General features: G+C 62.1%; 24 protein-coding genes. 10 read left to right on the forward strand and 14 right to left on the reverse strand.

What is annotated here, in order from left to right; genetic code table 11:
- Positions 1-66 precede the first annotated feature (66 nt).
- Positions 67-606, forward strand: a complete 540-nt coding sequence (locus AC27VO_RS03870) for a methylated-DNA--[protein]-cysteine S-methyltransferase (protein ID WP_488665365.1) — start codon at positions 67-69, stop codon at positions 604-606.
- Between the two features lie 123 nt (positions 607-729).
- Here the strand turns inward: AC27VO_RS03870 and AC27VO_RS03875 are convergent, their stop codons facing one another.
- From AC27VO_RS03875 to AC27VO_RS03920, 10 genes are all read right to left on the reverse strand, one after another.
- On the reverse strand, positions 730-1,377 hold the full coding sequence (locus AC27VO_RS03875) for a 3'-5' exonuclease (protein ID WP_488665366.1): 648 nt from the start codon (positions 1,375-1,377) through the stop codon (positions 730-732).
- Positions 1,378-1,439: 62 nt separating this feature from the next.
- A complete protein-coding gene (gene kynB, locus AC27VO_RS03880; protein WP_488665367.1) occupies positions 1,440-2,075 on the reverse strand; it encodes an arylformamidase in 636 nt (211 codons plus the stop codon).
- A 68-nt stretch (positions 2,076-2,143) separates the two neighbouring features.
- The gene (locus tag AC27VO_RS03885; RefSeq protein WP_488665543.1) at positions 2,144-3,499 is read right to left on the reverse strand and encodes an esterase-like activity of phytase family protein; all 1,356 of its coding nucleotides are present in this window, start codon (positions 3,497-3,499) and stop codon (positions 2,144-2,146) included.
- A 162-nt stretch (positions 3,500-3,661) separates the two neighbouring features.
- Complete coding sequence (locus AC27VO_RS03890; protein ID WP_488665368.1) at positions 3,662-5,032, reverse strand: amino acid permease; 1,371 nt, start codon at positions 5,030-5,032, stop codon at positions 3,662-3,664.
- 318 nt (positions 5,033-5,350) lie between these two features.
- Entirely contained in the window at positions 5,351-6,148 is a 798-nt protein-coding gene (locus tag AC27VO_RS03895; RefSeq protein WP_488665369.1) for a helix-turn-helix domain-containing protein, read from the reverse strand.
- Positions 6,149-6,176: 28 nt separating this feature from the next.
- Entirely contained in the window at positions 6,177-6,812 is a 636-nt protein-coding gene (locus AC27VO_RS03900) for a LysE family translocator (RefSeq protein WP_488665370.1), read from the reverse strand.
- A gap of 101 nt (positions 6,813-6,913) precedes the next feature.
- The gene (locus AC27VO_RS03905) at positions 6,914-7,240 is read right to left on the reverse strand and encodes a YkgJ family cysteine cluster protein (protein WP_488665371.1); all 327 of its coding nucleotides are present in this window, start codon (positions 7,238-7,240) and stop codon (positions 6,914-6,916) included.
- Positions 7,241-7,255: 15 nt separating this feature from the next.
- Positions 7,256-7,621, reverse strand: a complete 366-nt coding sequence (locus tag AC27VO_RS03910; RefSeq protein WP_488665372.1) for a YkgJ family cysteine cluster protein — start codon at positions 7,619-7,621, stop codon at positions 7,256-7,258.
- A 481-nt stretch (positions 7,622-8,102) separates the two neighbouring features.
- Positions 8,103-9,026 (reverse strand): ornithine carbamoyltransferase, encoded by a 924-nt coding sequence (argF, locus tag AC27VO_RS03915; protein ID WP_488665373.1) that lies wholly within the window; start codon positions 9,024-9,026, stop codon positions 8,103-8,105.
- Positions 9,027-9,043: 17 nt separating this feature from the next.
- Complete coding sequence (locus AC27VO_RS03920) at positions 9,044-10,240, reverse strand: aspartate aminotransferase family protein (protein ID WP_488665374.1); 1,197 nt, start codon at positions 10,238-10,240, stop codon at positions 9,044-9,046.
- Between the two features lie 240 nt (positions 10,241-10,480).
- Here AC27VO_RS03920 and AC27VO_RS03925 point away from each other — a divergent pair, with 240 nt between their 5' ends.
- A complete protein-coding gene (locus AC27VO_RS03925) occupies positions 10,481-10,795 on the forward strand; it encodes a DUF3579 domain-containing protein (protein WP_488665375.1) in 315 nt (104 codons plus the stop codon).
- 202 nt (positions 10,796-10,997) lie between these two features.
- Here the strand turns inward: AC27VO_RS03925 and rpsT are convergent, their stop codons facing one another.
- Complete coding sequence (rpsT, locus tag AC27VO_RS03930) at positions 10,998-11,291, reverse strand: 30S ribosomal protein S20 (RefSeq protein WP_488665376.1); 294 nt, start codon at positions 11,289-11,291, stop codon at positions 10,998-11,000.
- A gap of 244 nt (positions 11,292-11,535) precedes the next feature.
- Between rpsT and murJ the strand changes: the two genes are divergently transcribed.
- Together murJ and AC27VO_RS03940 are read left to right on the forward strand one after the other, a co-directional pair.
- Positions 11,536-13,098: a murein biosynthesis integral membrane protein MurJ gene (gene murJ / locus AC27VO_RS03935; protein WP_488665377.1), complete on the forward strand. Its 1,563-nt coding sequence runs from the start codon at positions 11,536-11,538 to the stop codon at positions 13,096-13,098.
- Positions 13,099-13,153: 55 nt separating this feature from the next.
- The gene (locus AC27VO_RS03940; RefSeq protein WP_488665378.1) at positions 13,154-14,002 is read left to right on the forward strand and encodes a SirB1 family protein; all 849 of its coding nucleotides are present in this window, start codon (positions 13,154-13,156) and stop codon (positions 14,000-14,002) included.
- A 125-nt stretch (positions 14,003-14,127) separates the two neighbouring features.
- Here AC27VO_RS03940 and AC27VO_RS03945 read toward each other — a convergent pair whose 3' ends face one another.
- Together AC27VO_RS03945 and purM are read right to left on the reverse strand one after the other, a co-directional pair.
- Complete coding sequence (locus tag AC27VO_RS03945; protein WP_488665379.1) at positions 14,128-15,189, reverse strand: AI-2E family transporter; 1,062 nt, start codon at positions 15,187-15,189, stop codon at positions 14,128-14,130.
- A gap of 23 nt (positions 15,190-15,212) precedes the next feature.
- Positions 15,213-16,265 (reverse strand): phosphoribosylformylglycinamidine cyclo-ligase, encoded by a 1,053-nt coding sequence (gene purM, locus AC27VO_RS03950; protein ID WP_488665380.1) that lies wholly within the window; start codon positions 16,263-16,265, stop codon positions 15,213-15,215.
- 377 nt (positions 16,266-16,642) lie between these two features.
- On the opposite strand from purM, the gene hda reads away from it, so the two are divergent.
- From hda to folK, 4 genes are read left to right on the forward strand one after another with little or no spacing between them, the layout of a single operon-like run.
- The gene (hda, locus tag AC27VO_RS03955) at positions 16,643-17,341 is read left to right on the forward strand and encodes a DnaA regulatory inactivator Hda (RefSeq protein ID WP_488665381.1); all 699 of its coding nucleotides are present in this window, start codon (positions 16,643-16,645) and stop codon (positions 17,339-17,341) included.
- A 57-nt stretch (positions 17,342-17,398) separates the two neighbouring features.
- A complete protein-coding gene (locus tag AC27VO_RS03960; protein WP_488665382.1) occupies positions 17,399-18,100 on the forward strand; it encodes an HAD family hydrolase in 702 nt (233 codons plus the stop codon).
- A complete protein-coding gene (gene pcnB, locus AC27VO_RS03965; protein ID WP_488665383.1) occupies positions 18,097-19,659 on the forward strand; it encodes a polynucleotide adenylyltransferase PcnB in 1,563 nt (520 codons plus the stop codon). The genes AC27VO_RS03960 and pcnB overlap by 4 nt, the downstream gene beginning before the upstream one ends.
- A gap of 2 nt (positions 19,660-19,661) precedes the next feature.
- Positions 19,662-20,150, forward strand: a complete 489-nt coding sequence (gene folK, locus AC27VO_RS03970; protein WP_488665384.1) for a 2-amino-4-hydroxy-6-hydroxymethyldihydropteridine diphosphokinase — start codon at positions 19,662-19,664, stop codon at positions 20,148-20,150.
- 161 nt (positions 20,151-20,311) lie between these two features.
- Here folK and AC27VO_RS03975 read toward each other — a convergent pair whose 3' ends face one another.
- Positions 20,312-20,770, reverse strand: a complete 459-nt coding sequence (locus AC27VO_RS03975) for a RidA family protein (RefSeq protein ID WP_488665385.1) — start codon at positions 20,768-20,770, stop codon at positions 20,312-20,314.
- Between the two features lie 106 nt (positions 20,771-20,876).
- Between AC27VO_RS03975 and AC27VO_RS03980 the strand changes: the two genes are divergently transcribed.
- Together AC27VO_RS03980 and AC27VO_RS03985 are read left to right on the forward strand one after the other, a co-directional pair.
- Positions 20,877-23,216 carry a DNA internalization-related competence protein ComEC/Rec2 gene (locus AC27VO_RS03980; RefSeq protein WP_488665386.1) on the forward strand — a complete coding sequence of 780 codons (2,340 nt, stop codon included), beginning with the start codon at positions 20,877-20,879 and terminating at the stop codon, positions 23,214-23,216.
- A gap of 129 nt (positions 23,217-23,345) precedes the next feature.
- Positions 23,346-24,890, forward strand: coding sequence for a circularly permuted type 2 ATP-grasp protein (locus AC27VO_RS03985; RefSeq protein WP_488665387.1), 1,545 nt, complete (start codon positions 23,346-23,348; stop codon positions 24,888-24,890).
- The last annotated feature ends 1 nt before the right edge of the window (position 24,891 follow it).

The following is a 24,891-nucleotide window of genomic DNA, read 5'->3' on the forward strand; positions in this document are numbered from 1 at the left end:
TAACTGTCACCCGCGTGTAGGGATTTGCCCTTGGCGCGCCTGCGCCGCTGGCATAGAGTGGGGGGCATGAGCACACGCACCTCAACCCCCGCACCTTCGCTGGTTTTGCACTACACGGTGCGCCGTTGTCCCCTGGGGCAGGTGCTGGTGGCGGCCACGCCGGCTGGCATTGCCGCATTGCTGCTGGGCGACAGCAAGACAGCGCTGATTGAGGATTTGCAGCAGCGCTACCCCGACGCGCAGCTGGACACCGGCGGCCCGGTATTGCACCGCTGGAGCGATACGGTGCTGGAAATTCTGGAGCACCCCACGCTGCAGCATGTGGTGCCGCTGGATGCGGTGCACGGCACCGACTTTCAGCGCAAGGTCTGGAAAGCGCTGCGCGGCATTCCCGCCGGGCAGACGCGCACCTACACCGAGCTGGCGCAGGCCATTGGCCAGCCGCAGGCCGTGCGCGCGGTGGCCAGCGCTTGCGCGGCCAATCCGCTGGCGGTGCTGGTGCCTTGCCACCGGGTGCTGCGCAGCGACGGTGGCTGGGGCGGCTACCGCTGGGGGCTGGAGCGCAAGCAGCAATTGCTGCGCCAAGAGGGCGCTATCGCAAAATAAATAGCAGCCAGCGCTGGTACTGGCTAACTTTTGGCAGTTAATTACACTGAAATCATGGATGGGTGAGCGCTAGCTGCTTTCAAAGCAGTAGCAGTGGCAGTGGCGCAGCGGTGCGCCCAGGGCTCAGCACTCCATCGTGGGCAGGCTGGGCTGGGTTTGCTGCGCGCTGGTGCGCTGCAGCAATGCGGGCACGTGCTGGCGCTGGCTGGCTTGAATCAGGCGCAGTACGCTGTGCAGCGGCTGCGGGATGTGCCAGTGGGTTTGCAGATCGTGCTGCATGCGCAGCAGCAGATGGGCGGTCATTTCCGCATCAGCCAGCGCGCGGTGGGCTTTGTCAGCCGGCGGTAAATCGAGAAAACGTACGATGCGGCCCAGCGAATGGCTGGGCGCCTGTGGGTACAGGCGGCGCGACAGCAGCACGGTGCAGGCAAATGGCTGCGAGGGCTCGCACGCGGCGCGCTGCAGCTCATCCACCCAGAACTTGCTGTCAAACGATGCGTTGTGCGCCACCATGGGGGTGGTGCCCACAAAGGCAGCTGCTTCGCGCATCACCTGCTCGGCGGGTGGCGCAGCCTGCAACATGGCGCTGCTGATGCCGGTGAGCTGGGTGATATTCCACGGCATGCGCTGGCCCGCATTCATCAGGCTTTGGAAGCGGTCCACAATGCGCCCGCCTTCCACCACGACGATGCCCACCTCGGCAGCACGGGCGCCATGGGCGGGGCTCATGCCGGTGGTCTCAAAGTCGATGATGGCGATGCGTTCGGTCATGCGGTAGTGATAAATAAAATAGCGGCTTGCGTAGGTGCAATAAGCATTAGCGGCTGATTTTCTTATAAAGCGCGCAACACCGCACGCACGGGCGAGGCATCGGCCTCGGTCAGCTTCAGCGGCAGGGCAATCAGCTCATAGTCGCCCTCGGGCACGGCATCCAGCACCAGGTTTTCCAGAATTCGCAGGCCGCGCTGGCGCACCAGCATGTGGCTGTCCAGGCCCTGGCTGTCTGCGGGGTCGATGCTGGCGGTGTCAATGCCCACCAGCTGCACCCCCAGATCTGCCAGGCGGGCAATGGTGGCAGGGGCCAAGGCGGTGAGTTGCTCGTCCCAGTGCTGGGGGCTTTGTGCGTAGGTGCGCACCAGCACACGCGGCGGCAAATCGGCCGTGATGGCATGGGCCAGGTGCGTCCAGGTAATCAGCGGCCCGCAGCCGATGGCGTGGATGACGCGGCAGGGGCCGAGGTAGGGGGCCAGATCCACATCGCCCATGGCTTGGCCCTGTGCGTCGTAATGCAGCGGCGCATCGGCGTGGGTGCCGATGTGGGGCGACATCTCGATGGCGCTGACATTCACGGGGCATTGGGCGCTGATGCGCGACGTCCAGCGCTGGCGGTAGGGCGTGTCGCCGGGGTAGACCGGGCTGGCGGTGTGCACAGGGGCGGAAATATCCCAAAGCTGGCGGGTGGTGCTCATGGTGCGATGCAATAAAAAAGCCTGTGGCACGGGCTGCGACAGGCTGTTCAGTATGCCCTTGTGCGAAATTACTTGGTCTGCAACAGGCTGCGCACGTTCAGCAGCACCAACTCGTTGTCGTCTTGCATATTGGGTGAGCGGCTAGAGCTGTAGGGCAGGTTGTTGTCGTTGCCCACCACGATATGTTCTTTGTCCACCACGTCAACGTTTTCAATGGTGAAGAACGGAAACTGCAGCACACCGTTGGTCAGTGGTTTGCGCGACAGTTTGTTGGGGTCTTGGATGTTGAGTAGGTCGATATATCCAATCTTGCGCACCATGCCGCCTACGTTGGCATCGCTCATTTCAATCTTGTACACACGTTTGAACTTGGGCAGCTTGCCAAAACAGTCGGTGCGCTTTTCTCCTGCAGCGCATGCTTGGTCGGGCGTGCCTTCTCCGTCATCACGTTCAATGACCAGCGCTGTGGTGGCATCAATCATGTTGAAGTCGCCAATGGAGTGGCTGGCGTTTTCCAGCGGATACTTCCACTCACGGCCAGTCCACTTTTGGCCCTTGACGTCAAACTCCAGTGCGCGCAGGTAGGTAGACCCATTCTCGCTTTCAAGCGCATTGGTTTTGCTGTCCCACAGCGCACCTTCTAACAGAGGGTAAAGCTTGCTGCCATCAGGGCTGGCGGCCATGCCTTCAAATCCCTTGGAGCGGCGCACGGGGTAGAACTCTGCCTTGGCATTGGGTGCTCCGGCTGTACGTGCGCTGGGGTGGTCGGGCGAGCGAATCGGTTGGCCATCCACCAAGGTGTCGTAAACCGCGAGTACCTTGCCTTGCATATTGGCTTGAATCAGGAAGGGGCCAAACTCCTCGCCAATCCAAATGTGGCCGCCTGCAATTTGAATGCTCTCTGGGTCAAAGTCAGAGCCGGTCAGGTAGCGTTTGTCCGTGCCTTTTTGGACGATGCGGAAAGGTACTTTGCGGTCTGGGTCGTGCAGAAAAACGGTTTCTAGCAAATCAAATTTGCCACTTTGAAAGTCCACGTTGTAGCGACTCAGGTGCAGCATGAAGTCGGGCGAGTTGGCTTTGTTGCCCGCTCCGTTGTCTGTCAACAGCCAGAAGCTGCCATCGTCCATGCGCACGATGCCCGAGTGGCCTTGGCGGGGCTGCCCATCAAAAGGCAGCTTCACACCAGTAGGGCGGCCATCGGACTTACCTTCAACCGTAGCTAATGTATAGGTGGGAGGTGTGGTGGTGAATTTACCGCTGCTGCGCAAATCGGCGGGGGCATCGGCGGGTGCAGCTAGTACGCTGAGTGCAGGAAGCACAGCATGGCCGGCCAAGGTGGCAGTATGTGCTGTGGGCTGTGCCGAGGCAGACAGGGAGAATAAGCAAGCGAAAGAGGCGGCGGCAGCCGCGCGCAGTACAAACATGATGGTTAGAGACACAAGAGGTAAACAGGCTTGTCAGTTTGCGTAACGCTTATGTCAGTTCGATGGCATCGGCTATGTGCGTGCGGGCTTCAAAAAAGCGTCATTAAAAATGAATAAAGCCGCTTGGAAAGCGGCTTTATGTATGAGCGCAAGAAGGCTGGGTTAGCGGCTGATCTTGTTGCGGCGCAGCAGGTAAATCACGCACAGCACCAGCAGCCAAGGCAGGCCAAAGGCCAGCGTCAGACGGAACTCGGGGGTGAAGGCCGTGGTGATCAACACCGCACCCATCAGCACCGCGCCCAGCAGTGTGAGCCACGGGAAGCCCCACATGCGAAACGGCACGCGGGCTGCTCCTTCGCGGTCACGGCGGCGGCGGAAGGCCAGGTGTGTGACAAACACCATGAACCACGCAAACATGGCGCCAAACATGGCGATGGACATCATCCACATGAACGACTGCTCGGGCCAGAAGGCGTTGATCACCATGGCCACGGCAGCACCCAGGCTGGAGACCACAATGGCCGCCACGGGCACGCCCTGTGCATTGGTCTTGCCAAAGGCAGCAGGTGCTTGCCCGGCACGCGAGAGGCTGAACATCATGCGCGAGGTGGTGTAGAGCTGGCTGTTCATGGCCGACAGCGCTGCCACCAGCACGACGAAGTTCAGCACCCCGGCAGCGTAGGGAATGTTGATGATCTCCATCACACGCACAAAGGGGCTGGTTTGCGTGGCCGCTTCCGTCCACGGCACGATGGCCAGCATCAGCGCCAGCGTGAGCAAGTAAAACAGCACCAAGCGCAGTACGGTGGTCTTCATCGCGCTTTGTACGGCTTTTTGCGGGTGCTGGGCCTCACCGGCGGCCACGGCAATGGCTTCTACGCCCAGGTAGCTGAACATGGCCACAATCACGCCCAGCCACATGCCGGACAGCCCTTTGGCCCAGAAGCCTCCGCCGACTTCGTAGTTTTGCAGCCCAATGCCGGGAACATGAGCGCCGAAGACGACATAAGCGCCAATCAGCACAAAAGCCACAATGGCAGCCACCTTGATGGCAGAGAAAACGTATTCGGCCGCGCCATAGACCTTGACGCTGCGCAGATTGATGCCGATGAGCACGGCTGAGAACACCGCCACCCAGATCCACTGCGGCACGGCCTTGAACCAGTAGGCCATGTACATGCCCACGGCGGTGACCTCCATGCCCACGGCCAGCACCAGCGCGGCCCAGTAGGCGTAGCGCAGCACAAAGCCAGTCATGGGGCCGAGGTAGTACTCGGCATAGGCACCAAAGGAGCCGGAGGTGGGGTGGGCCACCGTCATCTCGCCCAGGCAGCCGATCAGCAGCAGGGCAATGAAAGCGCCAATGGCGTAGCTGATCAGCACGGCCGGGCCGGCAAAGCCGATGGCGAATGCGCTGCCCATGAACAGGCCGGTGCCTACGGCACCACCAATGGCAATCATCACCATTTGGGCGCTGGTCAGGTGCTGCTGCAGGCCGGTTTCGCGTTGTTGTATGTCGTGGAAGTCGGCCATCGCGGTGAGGGTCCTATCGAATCGGAAGCCCTCAAGTATCGTGTCCCGCGCGTTTTATTGCATGGCAGCGATGCAAGTGTTTACAGATCACTGGGGTTGTCGGACAAAGTCTGCTCCAGACACATCACCGCCACCAGCAGGCCACACACGATGAGAGTGGTGGCAATCACCATCAACACGGTAGACATGGCGACTCCTTGGCGGCAGTGGCAGGTGATGTCAGTATGCGCCGCAAGCTGCGTTGGCATTGCGCGCCAGTGGCTTGAAGCACTGCAGGCCCGAAGATGACAGTGTCTGACAGCAGGGCGTGGCTGCGCCTCAGGCAGGCACGCTGGCGTAGCAGCCCGGGGTGGCTGCATGGTGGGCTTTGAAGGCACGCTGCAAGTGCGACTGGTCGGCAAAGCCCATGGCCAGCGCTGCGTCGGCCAAGGCCGTGCCCTGTGCCAGAAGCTGGCGCGCACCATTGAGTTGCACATTGAGGCGATAAACGCACGGGGTGACGCCGGTGACCGCTTTGAAGTGCCGAATAAAGCGCGAAGCACTCATGCCTTGGGCCTGCGCCAGTGCCTGCACGCTCAGCAGGCAATCGGGGGACTGGTGCCACTGTGCCAAGGCTGCTTGCACCGCAGGGTCGGCTCCGATGAGCGGTTGGGTCTGTATTTGTATCAGTCCGGGCTGAAGCAGCAGGCGGCGCAACTGCTGGGCCCAGTCGTCAGCATGGGGGGGAGCGTCCATCAGCTGCTGGCACAGCTGGTGCAATTGCTGGCTGGCTTGCACATCGCGCAGTGCGAGCTGCGCAAAACGCAGGCTGGGCACGCCCAGCAGCGCATGCAGCCAGTCTGCCTGGATGTACAGCATGCGGTAAGACCAGTGCGTGATCTGCGCGGGGTTGCAGGCATGCCAGGCATGGGGCTCGATCAGCACCATGCTGCCTGTGTGCAAATGGTGCGGGCCGCTGGCATGGGTGAAGACAGCATGCCCTTGGTCGACCAGCCCCAGTGAATACTCCGCGTGCATGTGCAGCCGGTAGTGGTGCGGTGACTGGGTGCTCACACGCAGTTCCACCCCAGGCAGCTGTGGGTGGCGGTAGAACTGGTGGGGCACGGGTTGGGGCATGGTGCGCATCATGCCAGCATGGTCCGCATCATGCCAGCATGGTCCAGATGCTGGTGGCCAGCAGCAGGGCCAGTACACGGTGCAGCAGACGCTGGCGTTGTGGGGTGCGCAGCCAGTGCACCAGCGTGCGGCCCAACAGGGCCCAGCAACCCACGCCCAGCATGCAGGCCAGCAAGGACACCGCGCACAGCAGCACCAAGTGGGCGTGCATGTGTGTCCCTTGGGGAAGTGCAAAAACGCCCACGGCGGACAGTGCAAACAGCCAGGCTTTGGGGTTGAGGGTTTGCACCGCCAGCCCCTGCACAAAAGCCTGGCGGGCATGTAGGGCGGTGTGTGGTGCCTCCGGCCCAGAGGGCTGCACGGGGGCGGTGGCCAGCCGCCATGCCAGCCAGAGCAGATAGGCGGCGCACAGCCACTGCGCGGTGGGTGCCAGCTGGGGGATGACGTGCATCAGCTGTGTGCTGGCCAGCCCCATGCAGGCCACAACGGCCACATAGCTGAGGCTGGCGCCCAGCACATACCACGCCGCAGATGGGCGGCTGCTGTGGCTGCCGTGGCGCAGCGCCAGCACATTGACGGGGCCGGGGGTGATGGCCCCCACGAAGGCAAAGCTGCCCATGGACAGCAGTGCAGAGAGCCAGGAGGTGGTGTTGAGGTCGTTCACCAGTGGCACTGTGCGCTGTGCCCTGGGGTTTGTATTGAACGAAATTGCAGGCAAAGGGCTGTGCCCGTGTGGTTCCCTGCGGGTGCGGAAGTGGTCTGGGCTTAGAGCAGACCGCTTTCCAGTGCGGGCATGCCGTGGCGCAGGCGCACGCGGTTGCAGGCATCGGAGCCGGCGGCAAACTCGCGGCAGGGGGAAGGGCGCCATTCGTAGATGCCGCAGGCGGCTTTTTCGCCCACGGTGCCGGTCAGCGCAGCGCAGCGCGGGCGGGCGTAATCGGTGCCGCGCATGCGGCAGGTGAAATCGTTCACTTCTTCAATCAGTCCGCGCGGCACGCGGCCGCCGTTTTCTTCCGATTCGTAGACGGAAAAGTCCACGCGGAACGCGGCGCAGCAGGCGCCGCAGGAGAGGCAGGGGTGGGGTTCAGACATAGCGGTGCAAGGGCTTCAGGCCATTTCGGTCCAGCGCTCAACCTCTTCCTCGGTCAGCGCAGAGAGGCCGAATTTTGCGCGCGTGGCGTGGCAGCCGTAAGAGGCAAAAGGAAAGTCCCTGCAGGGGCGCGAGCGCTGTTCGTAAATGCCGCAGCCGATGCAGCCTTTGCCCAGGTGGGGCAGCTCAGTCAAGGCCACGCAGCGCACGGGGTGGCGCTCGGTGCCGTTCATGCGGGCGCGATTGCCTTTGCCGGGCACTTCGTGGGCCAGGTGATCGGGCACGGTGCCGCCCATGGATTGCAGTTCGTAGACCGAGAATTCGACGCGGTAGTTGGTGCAGCAAACGCCGCAGGTCAGGCAGGGGTGCAGGGCTTCAGACATGGTGGGGAAGCGGTGGTGTTGTTCTTCGATAGGCAAAAAATCCAAAGACACGGCATGCGCAGGCACGCACAGCGCAGCGGCCGGCGGCTTGCGTGAAGCAAGACACAGACCAGCGCACGGCAAGCGCTTGGCAAGCAGTGATCCGAAAAGGGGAGGACAGGCCCTAGGTGTGGCCCAGCAGGTAGCGCGGGGTTTTCAGCAGGTGGCTGCAGGCGATGGCGTGCATGGCACAGCGCCGGCGCGCAAAGCGGCGAAAGTCTAGGCTCCGCGTGCCGCTGGCGGAGCAGGAAAAGGGTTGGTGGCTGCGCAGCGTGGTGATGGCACTGCGTGGCTTAAATAAAAAAAGAGCTGCCAGCGCTGATCCTGCTTTGCTTTGCAAACGAACGACGTGTGAAAGCTTAAGCAGGCGCGCGTGAGCAGCTCCTGTTTTTGTGAGAGGCGGGCTAAAGGCTCGCATCACTGGGTGGGCGGTGCGTAAGGCTTAGTCCGCCTGCTTGCCCAGCAGCAGGTACTCCATGAGCGCCTTTTGCACGTGCATGCGGTTCTCGGCCTCGTCCCACACGACCGACTGTGGGCCGTCGATGACGTCCGCCTCCACTTCCTCGCCGCGGTGGGCGGGCAGGCAGTGCATGAACACAGCCTCTGGCTTGGCAGCCTGCATCATCTCCTGGTCCACGCACCAGTCGGCAAAGGCCTTCATGCGCACGGCGTTCTCAGCCTCGTAACCCATGCTGGTCCACACATCGGTGGTGACCAGATCGGCACCCTTGCAGGCTTCCAGCGGGTCTTTGAAGACCTTGTAGCAGCCGGGGCGTGGTGTTTTGCCACCAAAGGCCAGCTTCTCGTCCACTTCATAGCCGCCGGGGGTGCTGACGTGGACGGTAAAGCCCAGCAAGTCAGCCGCCTGCAGCCAAGTGTTGGCCATGTTGTTGCCGTCACCGACCCAGGTCACCACCTTGCCCTGGATGGGGCCGCGGTGCTCGATGAAGGTGAAGATGTCGGCCAGGATCTGGCAGGGGTGGAATTCGTTGGTCAGGCCGTTGATCACGGGCACGCGCGAGTGCGCGGCAAAGCTCTCGATCTTGTCCTGGCCGAATGTGCGGATCATGACCAGGTCGGTCATGCGGCTGATGACGCGCGCGCTGTCTTCGATGGGCTCGGAGCGGCCCAGCTGGCTGTCGCCGGTGGTCAGGTGGACCACAGAGCCGCCCAACTGGTACATGCCGGCTTCAAAGCTCACGCGGGTGCGGGTGCTGGCCTTTTCAAAAATCATGGCCAGCGTGCGGTCGCTGAGCGTGTGGTGCTTTTCGTAGCCCTTGAACTTTTTCTTGATCAGGGCGGCGCGGGCCAGCAGGTAGTCGTATTCGTCAGCGGTGAAGTCGCTAAATTGCAGGTAATGCTTCATGCAGAAAATCCTTGGGTTCAGGCAGCCAACAAGGCTTGTACCAGCGGCTTGAGCTTGGCGACGATTTCGTCAGCCTCTTCTTGGCTCAAGATCAGCGGTGGCACGATGCGGATCACGGTGTCCGAGGTCACGCTCAGCAGCAGGCCGGCTTCGGCAGCCTGGCCAATCAGTGCGCCGCAGGGCTTGGTCAGCTCCACGCCGATCATCAGACCCTGGCCGCGCACTTCCACAAAGCCTTCGATGGCGCTCAGCTGTGCGTGCAATTGGGCCTTCAGGTAGTTGCCCACTTCCGTGGTGTGGGCCAGCAGGCCATCTTCTTCCATGATGCGGATGGTTTCCACGCCGGCGCGCATGGCCAGCGGGTTGCCACCAAAGGTGGAGCCGTGGTTGCCCGCCGTCAGCACCTGGGCTGCGGCCTTGTGCGCCACGACGGCCCCCACGGGAACGCCCGAACCCAGGCCCTTGGCCAGGGTCATCACGTCTGGGGTGATGTCAGCCCACTGGTGGGCAAACCACTTGCCGGTGCGGCCCATGCCCGCTTGCACCTCGTCCATGATCAGTAGCCAGCCCTTGGCGTCGCACAGCGCGCGCACTTGCTTGAGGTAGTCGGCACGCATGGGGTGCAGGCCACCTTCGCCCTGGATGGGCTCCATCATCACGGCGACGATGTTGGGGTTGCCTTCGGTGGCTTCCACCAGCGCTTCATAGTCGTTGGGTGCTACGCGGGTGAAACCGTCGAGCAGCGCACCAAAGCCGTTGCGCACCTTGGGGTTGGCGGTGGCGCTCATGGTGGCGATCGAGCGGCCGTGGAAAGCGTGGTCATAGACCACGATTTCAGGCTTTTCAATGCCCTTGTCCACGCCGTACTTGCGCGCAATCTTGATGGCCGCTTCGTTCGCTTCCAGACCGGTGCTGCAGAAGAACACATTGGTCATGTGGCTGCGCTCGGTCAGCAGCTTGGCCAGGGTTTCCTGGCCGGGCACATGGTAGTAGTTGCTGGTGTGAATCAGTGTGGCGATCTGCTCTTGCAGTGCAGGCACCAGCTTGGGGTGGTTGTGGCCCAGGGTGTTGACGGCGATGCCGCCCAGTGCGTCCAGGTATTCCTTACCGTTCACATCCCATACGCGGCAGCCTCGGCCTCGCTCCAGCGCGATAGGTACGCGGCCGTAGGTGGGCATTACGTGGGGCGAGGCAGCCTCAATGTGAGCGGTCATGAATCAATCTCCTGACATGGCAGTCGTGGCACAACTTTTGCGAGTTTGGCAAAAGACAAGGGGATGATTTTAGGGCCCTGCAAGCACCGCAGCATGCTCTGCGCACATATTTGGCGTAAAGCGAAGGTCGCTTTTCAATTCCTAGTGAAGTGCTTGTGTCTTATATAAGAGTTAGAATTTGTGCATCGGTGCACAAGGCGGTGATCCCGCAGCGCACCTTGTCTTACCGGATTGATCTTGATGGTTTCCCCCAGCTCCAAAGAAATCTTCATCCAAGGTGTGACCTTGGAGGGAAAAACCTTTCGCCCCAGTGACTGGGCCGAACGCTTGGCGGGGGTGATGAGCCAGTTTCGTCCCGGTGGCGCCCAGCGTGGCAGCCATTTGGGCTATTCGCCCTGGTGCATTCCCACCACCATGAATGGCTTCAAATGCATTGTCGTGCACCGTGATTTGCAGGCCCATGAACCCATGGCCTGGGATTTCGTTCTGAACTTTGCGCGAGACAATAATCTGCAGGTGGCTGAGGCCTGTCTGATCCCCGACGAGAAGTCTTGAGCCATGCGGCAGAGCCGCAAAACCATGTGAACCAAGCCGCCGCAGGGCGGTTTTTTCATGCCTGTGCGTGATGTGAACAGGCGAAATCGTCATGCAACAGGCACAAAAAAACCGCCGTGAGGCGGTTCTTTTGTTTCGCTGGCAGCGCACCCGAAGCAAACGGCGAATGGCCGGAGCCATTCGTGCGATGCCTAAATGTGGATTAGGCGGCCAGTGCCAAGGCCTTGACCTTGGAGGACAGACGGCTCTTATCGCGAGCAGCCTTGTTCTTGTGGAAGATGCCCTTGTCAGCAACGGTATCCAGCACGGACTGAGCCTTAGCAAACAGTTCGGTAGCCTTCACCTTGTCGCCGGCCAGAACAGCCTTCTCGACGTTCTTAACAGCGGTACGGTACTTCGAACGCAGCGATGTGTTGGCAGCGTTCAGCTTAACGTTTTGACGAGCGCGCTTGCGGCCGGAGGCCAGGCGGGGGTTCTTTTTGGCTTTAGTTGCCATGATGTATTCCTTTGGTTGTCTGGGGATGATGCCAGCGAAGCCCGCCATTATAGCAACGCATTGTGAATGTGTGCAGGAGACTGCAGGGTGTGCACCAACAAGGTGTGCGTGCGTGTATTTGGTGCGTGAAAGCACCAAATTGGGTGATTGCTTGGGTGCGTGGCGCACGCGGTGTTGTTACAACTTGCCAAGGCGGGTGTAGCAGCAGTCCCTCAGCACGGCGTGGCATGGCTACACTGCGCGGGTGTCACTCCTTAAATCTGCTTCTACCGTTTCGTTGCTGACCCTGGCCTCGCGTGTCACGGGTCTGGTTCGTGATCTGATCATGGCCTCGATGTTCGGGGCCAATGCGCTCACGGATGCCTTCAACGTTGCCTTCCGTATTCCTAATTTGTTTCGCCGCTTGTTTGCGGAAGGGGCCTTCAGCCAGGCTTTTGTGCCGGTGCTGGCCACTACCAAAACGCAAGAGGGCGAGGCGCGCACGCGCGAGCTGGTGGCCAATGTGGCCACTGTGCTGTTCTGGGTGCTGCTGCTGACCTGTGCGCTGGGGGTTGCCGGTGCGCCCGTGCTGGTGTGGTTGCTGGCCAGTGGTTTTGAGAACGGCCACGCGCACGAAGCGGCGGTGCTGATGACGCGCTGGATGTTCCCGTACATCGGCTTCATGTCGATGGTGGCGCTGTGCGCCGGGGTGCTCAACACCTGGAAGCAGTTTGCAGTGCCCGCGGCCACGCCGGTGCTACTCAACGCCTGCATGATTGCCGCGGCCTTGCTGCTGGCGCCGTGGCTGGGGCGGCATGGGATCGAGCCCATCTATGCCATGGCCGGGGGGGTGATGTTGGGCGGCGTGCTGCAGCTGGCGGTGCAACTGCCAGCGCTGAAAAAGCTGGGGCTGCTGCCGCGCATTGGTATCTCCGTGGCGGAGGTGCAGGCAGCATGGCGTGATGGCGGCGTGCGCCGCATTCTGTCGCTGATGGCGCCTGCGCTGCTGGGTGTGGGCGTGGCGCAGGTCAGCCTGATGATCAATACGCAAATTGCCTCGTACCTCACGCCGGGCAGCGTGACGTGGCTGTTTTATGCCGACCGGCTGATGGAATTTCCCACTGCGCTGCTGGGGGTGGCGCTGGGGGTGGTGCTGACGCCGCAACTGGCATCAGCCAAGGCGGCTGGTGATGCGCAGCGTTACTCCAATATGCTGGATTGGGGGCTGCGCCTTGTGGTCTTGCTGGCCGTGCCTTGCGGCGTGGGCCTGCTGGCGTTTGCTGAGCCCTTGGTGGCGACCTTGTTCCACCGGGGTGCGTTGCACAACAACGATGTCTCGCAAATCGCGCTGGCGCTGGTGGGTTATGGCTCGGGCCTGGTGGGTTTGGTGGCCATCAAGGTGCTGGCGCCGGGCTACTTTGCCAGCCAGGACATGAAAACACCGGTCAAGATTGCCGTGGCGGTGCTGGTGCTGACACAAATTTTGAACGTGGTGCTGGTGCCATGGCTGGCCCACGCGGGGCTGGCGCTGTCGATTGGTTTGGCGGCGCTGGTCAATGCCCTGTGGCTGCTGATCGGTCTGCTGCGCCGTGGGGCCTACCAGCCTGCGCCGGGGTGGTTTCAGTATGTGCTGCAGGTGTTGTCGGCCGCTGCCTTGCTGGCCGTGTTTCTGCTGTGGGGGGCGCAGCACTGGGACTGGAAAGCCCTGCATGCGCATGAATGGCATCGTGTGGGCCTGATGGCGTTGATGCTGGCTGGCTCGGGGCTGATTTACTTTGGTGTGCTGCTGATCTCGGGGCTGAAACTGCGCAGTCTGCTGCGTCGTTAAGCACCTGATACATGTTGAGGTGCGTCAGGCGGCGAAATCACGGTAGAGTGCCGACATGCCGTTGAACCTTGAAGTGCCCTCTGCGCTCGACCACTTTGGCTGTTTGGTCGGACATGACGTGGCTTTCCCTGTGCTGGAGAGTGCCGCCAGCTTGGCGCTGGACGCCGTGCCTGAGCTGGATGTGCAAGGGGTGCTGTTTGAGGTGGATGGACTGGCCGAGCGCCTGCGCGCTTCCATCCCCTGGGGGGCAACGGCCATGCAGCGCACTTTCATGCTCAACGAGTTTTTCTACGAAAAACTGGGCTTTGCGGCCAATGCCAACCACTTTGCCGACCCGGCCAACAGCTATATGCACCACGTGCTGCAAACGCGGCGGGGCATTCCGATTTCGCTGGCCGTGCTGTGGATGGAGCTGGCCTTTGGCATCGGGCTGAAGGTGGATGGCATTTCCTTTCCCGGGCACTTTCTGGTCAAGGTGTATGTGGATGAGGGCATCATCATTCAGGACCCACTCACGGGGCGCGGGCTGACGCAGAACACGCTGTCTGAGCGGCTGGAGCCTTTTCGCGAAAGTTGGGGTCTGGCCGAAGATGAGATGGCGCCGCTACACCTGTTCTTGATGCCTGCCAGTGGGCGCGACATCATTGAGCGCATGTTGCGCAATCTGAAAAGCGTCTATGTGCAGGATGACCAGTTGCCGCTGCTGCTGGGGGTGCTCAGCCGTTTGATCATTCTGCGTCCGCACGATGCAGACAGCTACCGCGACCGTGGCCTGGTGCAGGCGCAGCTGGGGCAGCGCGATGCAGCACTGCAGGACTTGCAGGCCTATGTGCGCATGGCCCAGGCGCCGCAAGACTTACCGGTGATTGAAGCGCGCATTGAGTTGTTGCGCGCTGAAATCTAGCGCCTGGAGTGCTGTGGTATAAAAAAAGAGAGCGCATAGCGCTCTCTTTTGCTTTGTTTGCGGTGGTTTTGTTGGTGAAGTGCAGATCAAACAAGCGCTAGCAGCTCTTGTTTTTAAATCGCGCCTTAAACCAGGCGGGCCGCTTCCAGCTCTTTCTTGAGGTAGGCGTAAAACAGCGGCGCTGCCACCAGGCCTGCAGGGCCGAAGACCGATTCGGCGATGAACATCACGCTCAGCAGCTCCCACACCGCCATGTGGGTGCGCTGACCCACGACGCGGGCGTTGATGATGTATTCGGCCTTGTGAATCAGAATCAAAAAGCCCAGGCACACCGCAGCTGCCACGGGCGAGACGGACAGTCCGACCACCGTCAGCACCACGTTGCAAAACAGGTTGCCCACAATGGGAATCAAGCCCGCCACAAAGGTCAGCATGATCAGCGCTGGGGTATAGGGCAGCGCCATGTTGAACATGGGCAAGACCAGCAGCAAGAAGGCGGCGGTCAGGCAGGTGTTGAACAGCGCAATCCAGAACTGCGCGGCCACAATCTGGCGAAACGCCTCACCCAGCAGCATCACACGGCGTTGCAGGGCCTGGCTCAGCGGTGCGCGCGGCGGCACGCGGGGGCGCACGGCGGCCAGCGCACCAATCAGCAGCCCGACGTAGGCGTGCAGCAAGCCGCCCAGCCAGGCTTTGCCGGCCAGGGCCAGGGCGCCCGCTTTGGTGGCCAGGCTGGTGGCAATCGCCTGCTGAATTTCGGCCGCGCCCTGGGGCAGCAGGTTGCCCAGTTCAGGCGGCAGCTTTTGTTGCAGCTCCAGCACCGTATGCGCCAAATAGTTCAGCAGCTCTTTGTACTGGTGCGGAATATCAGACAGGTAGCCGCGGGAGTGGGTGAGGGCCAGGCCCAACCAGACCAGCGGGCCCAGGATGACCAGGGTGGCGGCCGCTGCCTGCGCCCAGCGATCAGGCGCGGGGCCGGGGGGGCGGCGGTCAATGCGCGCCAGCAAACTGGCAATGGCACGGGTCAATAAAAAGCCCAGGCATGCACACAGCAGCCCGGGCAGAAGTTTTTGCCACATGACCAGCAGCAGCGTGCAGGCCATGAGTAGGTAGCTGGCAATCATCACGCTGCGCGAGGGCAGCGTTGGGGAAGGGCAAACGGTTGGAAGTGGATGCTGGTTCCCCATGGGTGATCGCTTTAAAAGAAAAACTATTTAACTTGGACGGCAGCGCCTTCGCTGCGTTCCGTAATGTTACCGATCGTATAGACGGTTTCACCCAGTTGGCGCAAAGTTGCTGCGGTGGCTTCGGCATCAGCGGCGGCCACGACCACCACCATGCCAATGCCGTTGTTGAAGGTGCGGTTCATTTCCACATCATCAATACCGGCTGTTTTTTGCAGCCAGGCAAACAGCTCGGTCTGGGGCCAGCTGCCAGCCTTCAGGTCAGCGCCTGTGCCTTCGGGTAGCACGCGCGGGATGTTTTCCAGCAGGCCGCCACCGGTGATGTGGGCCAGGGCCTTGATGGGGTGTTGTGCCAGCGCAGTCAGCACGTTCTTGACGTACAGGCGGGTGGGTTCCATCACTGCGTTCTTGAACGGCTTGCCGTCCAGCGTGGCGGGCACGGTGCCCTGGCTTTCAGCGCGCTCGATGCACTTGCGCACCAGCGAGAAGCCGTTGGAGTGCACGCCAGCCGAGGCCAGGCCCAGCACCACGTCGCCGGGCTGCACGTTTTGGCCGGTCAAAATCTTGGACTTTTCCACGGCGCCCACGGCAAAACCAGCCAGGTCGTACTCACCGTCGGGGTACATGCCGGGCATTTCAGCGGTTTCGCCGCCAATCAGTGCGCAGCCGGATAGCTCACAGCCCTTGGCAATGCCGCCCACCACTGCGGCTGCAGTGTCCACATCCAGCTTGCCGCAGGCAAAGTAGTCGAGGAAGAACAGGGGTTCTGCGCCTTGCACCAGCACGTCATTGACGCTCATGGCCACCAGGTCAATACCCACGGTGTCATGCATATTCCATTCAAAAGCCAGGCGCAGCTTGGTGCCCACACCGTCGGTGCCGGAGACCAGTACCGGTTCCTTGTAGCGCTTGGGCACTTCAAACAAGGCGCCAAAACCGCCGATGCCGGCCATCACGCCTTCACGCATGGTTTTCTTGGCCAGCGGCTTGATGCGCTCAACCAGTGCGTCACCGGCATCGATGTCAACACCAGCGTCTTTATAGGAAATGGGGGTGGATGGGGAGGCAGAGGAGCTCATGAGATCAATCTGTGCAGTGAGGGGCCACGCGGGCGAGAGGATCCTGCGATTCTAAGGCGAGACCCTAGGGTATGTCCCGCATGTGGCCTCCGGAAGGCAGGGCATCGCAGGATGTGAGAGCTTGCTGCTAGCGACTTTGCTAGTGCCGGGATAGGGCCAGTGCCTGTGAGAATGGTGGAAGCAGACTAAAATGCAGTAATTCTTGAAGCAATTGCCACCAATTGCGACAAGCCACTTGCATCTCACCTGCCGCGTCGCCAGACCCTGCAGGAAGTTTTCGCTTTTCCCTTCATGCCTACGTTGTTGCCTTTGACTGCATTTTGGATGCATACACGCTTGCTCGCTGGCAGGCAGGACGTACTGACTGCACGCTCCCTATGAAGCAGCTGGCGCTGGACATCGGCTTGCCCACAGGGCCATCCCTTTCGCGCTTTTATGCTGGTCGCAACCAGCCGGTTGTCAGCCATCTGCACAATTGGGTGCATGACGGCTTCCGTGCCGCACCACGTGCCCCGGTTCCCACGTATTTGTGGGGCGCTTCGGGCTCGGGCAAAACCCATTTGCTCAAGGCCGTGCGGGAAATGCTGCGTGAGCAAGGCGCGCAAGTGGGCTGGATGGATGCCTCCACCGGTTTCCCCCCAGAGTTTGATGAGCGCTGGGCGGCGGTGGTCATGGACGATGTGCAGCTGTACACCCCCATGCAACAGGCCCGGGCCTTCAACTGGTTTGTGAATGCCATCAATCCACCCAGTGGCTCGCCCTGCTGGATTTTGTCTGCCGGTGATGCGCCGCCTGCCGCCATGGAAGTGCGTGATGATTTGCGCAGCCGTCTGGGGTGGGGGCACGTTTTTCAGCTGCATGTGCCCAATGAAGAAGAGCGCCGTGAGGTGCTCAAGACCGAAGCTGCCGCGCGTGGGGTGACCCTGAGCGCTGATGTGGTGGATTACATGCTCAAGCGTTTCTCGCGCGACCTGGCCAGCCTGATGCAATTGCTGGACATGCTCGACGAGTTTGCGCTGCGCAACAAGCGGGCGATCACCATTCCCCTGCTCAAAACCATGCTGGAGACGGAATGAGCCTGACGCTGCGCTGCAACGCCACGCCTGACCGCTCTGTTTTTTTGGAACGCATACATGCACTCTGACGCTCCCTCTCAGCGCCGCCGTCTGGCCCTGTTTGACCTTGACCACACGCTGATTCCCATGGACTCTGACCATGGTTGGGGAGAATTTGCGATTGCCATTGGCTGGTGTGATCGCACCGAATTTGGTCGCCGCAACGACGAGTTTTTTGCGCACTACCAGGCCGGTACCCTGAATGTGCCGGACTATGTGCGCTTTGCCACCGAGGCCATCGTGCAGCGTGGGGCTGAGGCAGCGAATGCCGCACACCAGCGTTTCATGGACGAGGTGATTCGCCCAGCGATGAAGCCTGCGGCCGTGGCGCTGGTACAAAATCACCTGCGCGCCGGGGACTTGGTGGTCATCACCTCGGCCACCAATGAGTTTGTGACCCGTCCGATTGCCGCTGCCTTTGAGGTGCCGACACTGATTGCCACCGAGCTGGAGCGCGATGCCAGCGGCTGGTTTACCGGTGCTGTCAAGGGCTTGCCGAACATGCGCGAAGGCAAGGTGACCCGCATGGATGCCTGGCTGGCACAGCAGGGTTTGAGCTGGGAGGCCGTGGATTCAACCTTCTACAGCGACTCCATGAACGACGTGCCTTTGCTCGAGAGGGTGAACCACCCCGTGGCAACCAATCCCGAGCCCCGTCTGCGTGCCCTGGCGCAAGAGCGCGGCTGGCGTGTGCTGGATCTGTTTACTGAGAACACATGATTAAAACCATCATCGATAAATTGCTGGGCAAAGAGCCCGCCACCCGTTCGCGCAAGCCGCGTTTTGGCAAGCGTGAAGAGGTGCCGGCCAGCGTGCACGGCATTGACCCGCAACTGGTGGACCCGCGTGCCATTGATGTGGTGCGCACCCTCAAAGACGAGGGCTATGAGGCCTACATCGTCGGTGGTGCTGTGCGTGACCTGCTGCTGGGCCTGCGCCCCAAGGACTTTGACGTGGCCACCAATGCCACGCCCGAGCAGGTGAAAAGCCTGTTCCGCCGCGCCTTCATCATTGGCAAGCGTTTTCGCATCGTGCACGTGGTGTACGGCCGTGGGCGTGAGCATGAGGTGATTGAAGTCTCCACTTTCCGTGCTTTCCTGGACAACAGCCAGGCCGAGCAGGTCAGCGGTAACGAGCGCACCAGCAAACTGGCGCTGGCGCACATGAAGCATGCCGTGGATGCCAGTGGCCGCGTGCTGCGCGACAACGTCTGGGGTCCGCAGGACCAGGATGCTACGCGCCGTGACTTCACGGTGAACGCCATGTATTACGACCCTGAGTCGCAGGTCGTGGTCGATTTCCACAAAGGCATTCAAGACGCCCAAAAACGCGTGCTGCGCATGATTGGTGATGCCACCACGCGCTATCGCGAAGACCCGGTGCGCATCATTCGCGCCGTGCGTTTTGCGGCCAAGCTCAGCCCTTTGGGTTTCAAGCTGGAGCCCAAGACCGCCAAGCCGTTGGTGGAGTCGGAGCATTTGCTCAAGGAAGTGCCGCAAAGCCGTTTGTTTGACGAAATGCTCAAGCTGCTGCAGACCGGGCACGCACTGGCGTCGATCGAGCAGCTCAAGAAGCTGGGCTTGGCCAAGGGCATCTACCCGCTGCTGGATGTGGTGGTCGAGCGTGCCGATCACCCCTTTGTACAGGCTGTGCTGGCCGATACCGACCGCCGGGTGGGTGAGGGCAAGCCCGTGGCGCCCAGCTTTATGCTGGCCTGCGTGCTGTGGCAGGACGTGAAGGCAGGTTGGGAACGTCGCTTGAAAAAGGGCTTCCACGCTTTCCCCGCGCTGAGCGAAGCCATCGACGAGGTGTTCGACCAGCGTATTGGCGATGTTTCGGGCCGCGGCAAGCTGGCGGCTGACATGCGCGAAATCTGGGTCATGCAGCCCCGCTTTGATAAGCGCACGGGCAGCACGCCATTTGGCATGGTGCAGCAGGCACGTTTCCGTGCGGGCTTTGACTTCTTGCGCCTGCGCGCCGATGTGGGCGAGGTGGAAGAGTCTTTGGCGCAATGGTGGCAAGACTTCCAGGCCGCCGATGATGCACGCCGCGAAGATCTGGTGGCCCAGGTGCGCGAAGAGCAGCGCCAAAAGCAAAAGGCTGCGCAGCCGCGTAAGGCCCCGCGCAAAACCGATGCCGAAGCCGTGCAGTCCCCGCTGGACACCGTGGCCCACGAGGGCGCACAGGCGCTGGGTGATGCACCGGCCAAAAAGCGCCGCCGTCGCCGCCGCAAGCCGGCTGCGGGTGATGCGTCTGCGGGCGGTAGCGCCGAGGCTTGAGCATGCAGGTGTTTGTGGGCCTGGGCGCCAATCTGGGGGATCGTGGTGAGGCCTTGCTGCAGGCCTTGCACGGCATGGCCGCATTGCCAGGCACGCGCTTGCGGGCTGTCTCATCGCTCTACAGCAGCGCGCCCGTCGATGCCACAGGCCCTGACTATCTGAATGCCGTGGCGCAGCTGGAGACCGAGCAAGCGCCCGAGGCCTTCCTGCAAGCCCTGCAAACGCTGGAGCTGGCGGCGGGGCGCGAGCGCCCGTACCGCAATGCACCGCGCACGCTGGATCTGGATGTGCTGCTGTGGGGCACGCAGCAGCTGAGCACGACTACGCTGACCGTGCCGCACCCGCGCATGTATGAACGGGCCTTTGTGCTGCAGCCCCTGTCAGAGCTGGATGGCCGCCTGGTCAGCCCCGCGCAACTGGCGGCCGTGGCCGACCAGCGCATCACCGTGACCCAACCTGCGGGGTGGGCAGCGAGCGCCTTGCACCGCTGAGACCCACACGCGATCCGCACAAAAAAAGCGCAGCCTTGGGAACAAGGCTGCGCTTTTCGCATGGAGGTTAAAAAGAGGAGCTGCTAGCGCTTATTAATCCTTAATTTCGCTATCTTTAGATATTGAAGTCAATATTGGATCATCGCTACCAGCTCACTTTTTTAAGCAATCTCGGCAATCAGCTCGATTTCAACGCAGGCGCCCATGGGGATTTGTGCCACGCCAAATGCGCTGCGTGCGTGGGTGCCCTTGTCGCCAAACACTTCGGCAATCAGCTCGGAGCAACCGTTGGTCACCAGGTGCTGCTCGGTAAAGCTGGGGGTGGAGTTCACCAGGCTCATGACTTTGACGATGCGCTGCACGCGGTTCAGATCACCGCCGCAGGCCGCTTGCAGCGTGCCCAGCAAGTCCACAGCCACAGCGCGGGCGGCTTGCTTGCCTTCTTCGGTGCTGATGCCAGCGCCCAGCTGGCCGGCCCAGACCTGGCCATCTTTCTTCGCAATATGGCCGCTTAAAAACACCAGGTTGCCGGTTTGTACAAACGGCACGTAGGCGGCCGCAGGCACGGCCACGGGGGGCAGCTGGATGTTCAGGGCTTGCAGCTTGTTGTAAATGCTCATGGTGTTCTTTCCTTTCGTCTTCTGGAGGGGGTGAACTGGGCGACTGGCTTTGCATCCGCCGCACACACACCGCATGCTTGCCAGTATGCCAAGACATTGCACCGCTTTGCCACAACGCCCGTTCACCGGGGCGTATGCGATGGTGGGTATCGTGGCGGGCGCTGCCTTGCAACTGCAGCAAGGCGCGCTGTGTCCGGTGTGGGTGTATGTGCTGGTTGTCATCGTGGCTGGCTGCGGTGCATGGGGTGGCTGGCGCATGGGCTGGGGACGCAGCCCGGTGCTGCATCTGGTGCTGGCCATAGCCTGCGCCTGGGGCGTGACGGGCTGGCGGGCGGCCGTGTTCCAGGCCAGTGCCATGCCCGTGCAGTGGGAGGGGCGCGATGTGCGGGTGCAGGGCGTCATCAGTGATATGCCGCAGGTGGTCGAGCGTGGGGTGCGGCTGCGTTTTCAGATTGAGCGGGCCTGGGTGGCACAGCAGGCGGTGCCGTTGCCAGCTGCGGTGGCCTTGACGTGGTATGGGACCCTGCCGCCGCAGGGACTGCGCGCTGGCCAGCGCTGGGCGTGGACGGTGCGCCTGAAAGCACCCCACGGCGAGCGCAATCCGCACGGCATGGACTGGGAGCTGTGGGCGTGGAGCCAAGGTTTGCAAGCCACCGGCTACATCCGTACGACAGCCCATGATCCACTGCCGCAATGGCTGGGGACCACCTGGCAGGCGCCTGTGGCCCAGTGGCGCGGGCAGCTGCACACGGCCATGCAAGCGCCTGCACAGGCGTCTGCGCGCGAGCAGGCCTCCTGGGGCGTGGTGCAGGCGCTGGTCACGGGCGCCCAATCCAGTATTGCGCGCAGTGACTGGCAATTGTTTCGCGACACGGGCATTGCCCACCTGGTCAGCATCAGCGGTTTGCATATCACCATGTTTGCCTGGCTGGCGATGGCGCTGGTCAACGTCGTGTGGCGGCGTTCTGCACGCTGCTGTCTGTGGTGTCCGGCACCTGTGGCTGCGGCCTGGGCCGGGTTGGCCTTGGCGACCGCGTATGCGGTGCTGAGTGGTTGGGGCATACCGGCGCAGCGCACCATTGGCATGCTCAGCGTGGTGGTGCTGTTGCGCACGCAGGGCCGCGTCTGGCCGTGGCCTTATGTGTGGCTGAGTGTGCTGACGGCGGTGGTGCTGCTCGATCCGTGGAGCCTGCTGCAAGCGGGGTTCTGGCTGAGCTTTGTGGCTGTCGGCGTGTTGTTTGCTGCACAGCCGCAATCGCCCGGTGCACACAGGCCGGCGTGGCGCAGGGCAAGCCAGCGTTTGCTGCTGGAGCAACTGGTGGTGGGGCTGGCGCTGGCACCGCTGACTTTGCTGCTGTTCGGGCAGATCTCGGTAGTCGGCATGCTGGCCAATTTATGGGCGATTCCCTGGGTGACCCTGGTGGTGACGCCGCTGTCCATGCTGGGCGCTGTGTGGGCACCGTTGTGGCAGGTGGCCGCGCAATGCGTCACGGCGATGGTGTGGCTGCTGGAGCACATGGCCGCCTGGCCGCTGGCGGTGGTGTACTTTGCGCAGCCTGCATGGTGGGCGGCGTTGGCCGGGGTGCTGGGCTGTCTGTGGCTGGTCTTGCCCGTGGGGTGGCGCTGGCGCATGCTGGGTGTGCCGGCGGTGCTGCCCTTGCTGTGGTGGCAGCCGGCAACACCTGTGTGGGGCCAATTTGACGTATTGGCGCTGGATGTGGGGCAGGGCAGTGCGGTGCTGCTGCGCACCCAGCAGCACAGCCTGTTGTTTGATGCGGGGCCGCGTTGGTCGGCCCATGCGGACGCCGGTGAGCGCAGCGTGGTGCCCGTCTTGCGGGCGCTGGGCGTGGACCTGACGGCGCAAATGATCAGCCACGCGGACAGCGATCATGCGGGCGGTGCAGCGTCGGTGCAGCGCGCTTTCCCGCAGGCCCAATGGTGGGGGGCAGGCGGTGTGCCTTGCGTGCAAGGGCATGCCTGGGTGTGGGATGGCGTGCTGTTTCGGGTGCTGCATCCTGGCACGGAGGTGGCTGGCGCAGCACGCTCGGCCACGAATGCACGCAGCTGCGTGTTGCAGGTGCAAAGCCAGTCTGGGCGCAGGGCGCTGCTGACGGGGGATGTGGAGGTTGCGCAGGAGCAGGCCCTGGTGCGCGCTGGTGTGGATGTGCGCGCTGATCTCATGCTGGTGCCGCACCATGGCAGCACCACTTCTTCCAGTGCGGAATGGGTGGCTGCGGTGCAGCCGCGCATCGCCATCGCCCAGGCGGGCTACCGCAACCGGTTTGGTCACCCCGCAGACAGTGTGGTGGAGCGCTACCGGGCTGCGAACGTGCAATGGGTGGCCAGCCCCAGCTGCGGCGCTGCGTGGTGGCGCTCCGCGCAGCCGGAGTCCGTGCGGTGCGAGCGGGCCGTGGAACCCAGGTATTGGTCGCCTGTCACCCCTTAGGACGTGCGCTGGTTGCTACACTGGATGCGACCATCTGTCCTGGACCAGCCGGGCCTTGGGGTCCCCAGGGCTGGTCAGGCCTGATTCTTGCTGACGTGCAGGTAGTCCATTCGCAGGAGGCGTGCGGGTATGCAGAAGTTCGATGAAATGTACGCAATGCTGCCTTTTGATGGCAGCGATGTGCGGCCCCATTACAAGGCTTATGCCCAGTGGCTGGCGCGGCAGACACAGACCACCATGCAGGCGCGGCAGGAAGAGGCCGAAATGATTTTTCGCCGCGTGGGCATTACGTTTGCGGTCTATGGCGAAAAGGATGAGCGGGGTGCGGGCACGGAGCGCCTGATTCCGTTTGACCTTATTCCGCGCATCATCCCTGCGCAAGAGTGGTCACGCATGCAGCAGGGGCTGGTGCAGCGTGTGACGGCCCTCAACCGCTTCATTGGCGATGTGTACCACGACCAGGACATCTTGCGCGCAGGCATCGTGCCGCGTGACCTGATCGATGGCAATGCCCAGTTCCGTCCCCAGATGCAGGGCCTGCAGGTGCCGGGTGACATCTACGCGCATATTGCGGGCATCGACATTGTGCGTGCGCCCAATGCGCAAGGGGAGGGCGAGTACTACGTGTTGGAAGACAATCTGCGCGTGCCCTCTGGTGTGTCGTACATGCTGGAAAACCGCAAGATGATGATGCGCCTGTTTCCAGAGCTGTTCAGCACGCATGCGGTGGAGCCAGTGGCGCATTACCCGGATTTGTTGTTGGATACCTTGCGTGCCAGCGCGCCAGTGACGGCGGCGGCGGCTTCGGCAACCGTGGTGGTGCTGACGCCGGGCATGTACAACAGCGCCTACTTTGAGCATGCCTTCCTGGCGCAGCAAATGGGGGTGGAGCTGGTGGAAGGCCAGGACCTGGTCGTGCGAGACAAGGTGGTCTATATGCGCACCACACGGGGCTTGCAGCGTGTCGACGTGATCTACCGCCGTGTGGATGATGACTTTCTGGATCCCCAGGTGTTCCGTGCCACATCTTCGCTCGGCTGTGCGGGGCTGATGGAGGCCTACCGCGCAGGCAATGTCACCATCTGCAATGCGGTGGGCACCGGGATTGCCGACGACAAATCCGTTTACCCCTATGTGCCGGACATGATCCGCTTCTACCTGGGGGAAGAGCCGATTTTGAGCAATGTGCCCACGTGGCTGTGCCGCAAAAGCGATGACCTGAAGTATGTGCTCGATCACTTGTCTGAACTGGTGGTGAAGGAAGTGCACGGCGCAGGTGGCTACGGCATGCTGATCGGGCCAGCGGCCAGCGCGCAAGAGATTGAAGACTTTCGCCAAGCCTTGCTGGCCAATCCAGCGGGATATATCGCACAGCCGACCTTGAGCCTGTCGAGCTGCCCGACCATGGTGGAAGCCGGTATTGCACCGCGCCACATTGATTTGCGTCCTTTTGTGCTCAGCAGTAGCCAAGGTGTGGCGATGGTCGCTGGCGGGCTGACACGGGTGGCGCTGAAAGAGGGGTCTTTGGTGGTGAATTCATCCCAAGGTGGTGGCACCAAAGATACCTGGGTGCTGGGCCCTGATGCGCAACCGCTGGCGCAGCAAAGCCTGGACGGCATGTCGCAATCTCTGGGCCTGGGTGGCCTGCAGCAAACCATGCAAGGAGGGCTGTGAG

Source organism: Comamonas sp. 14P8.1.4 (assembly GCF_057799285.1).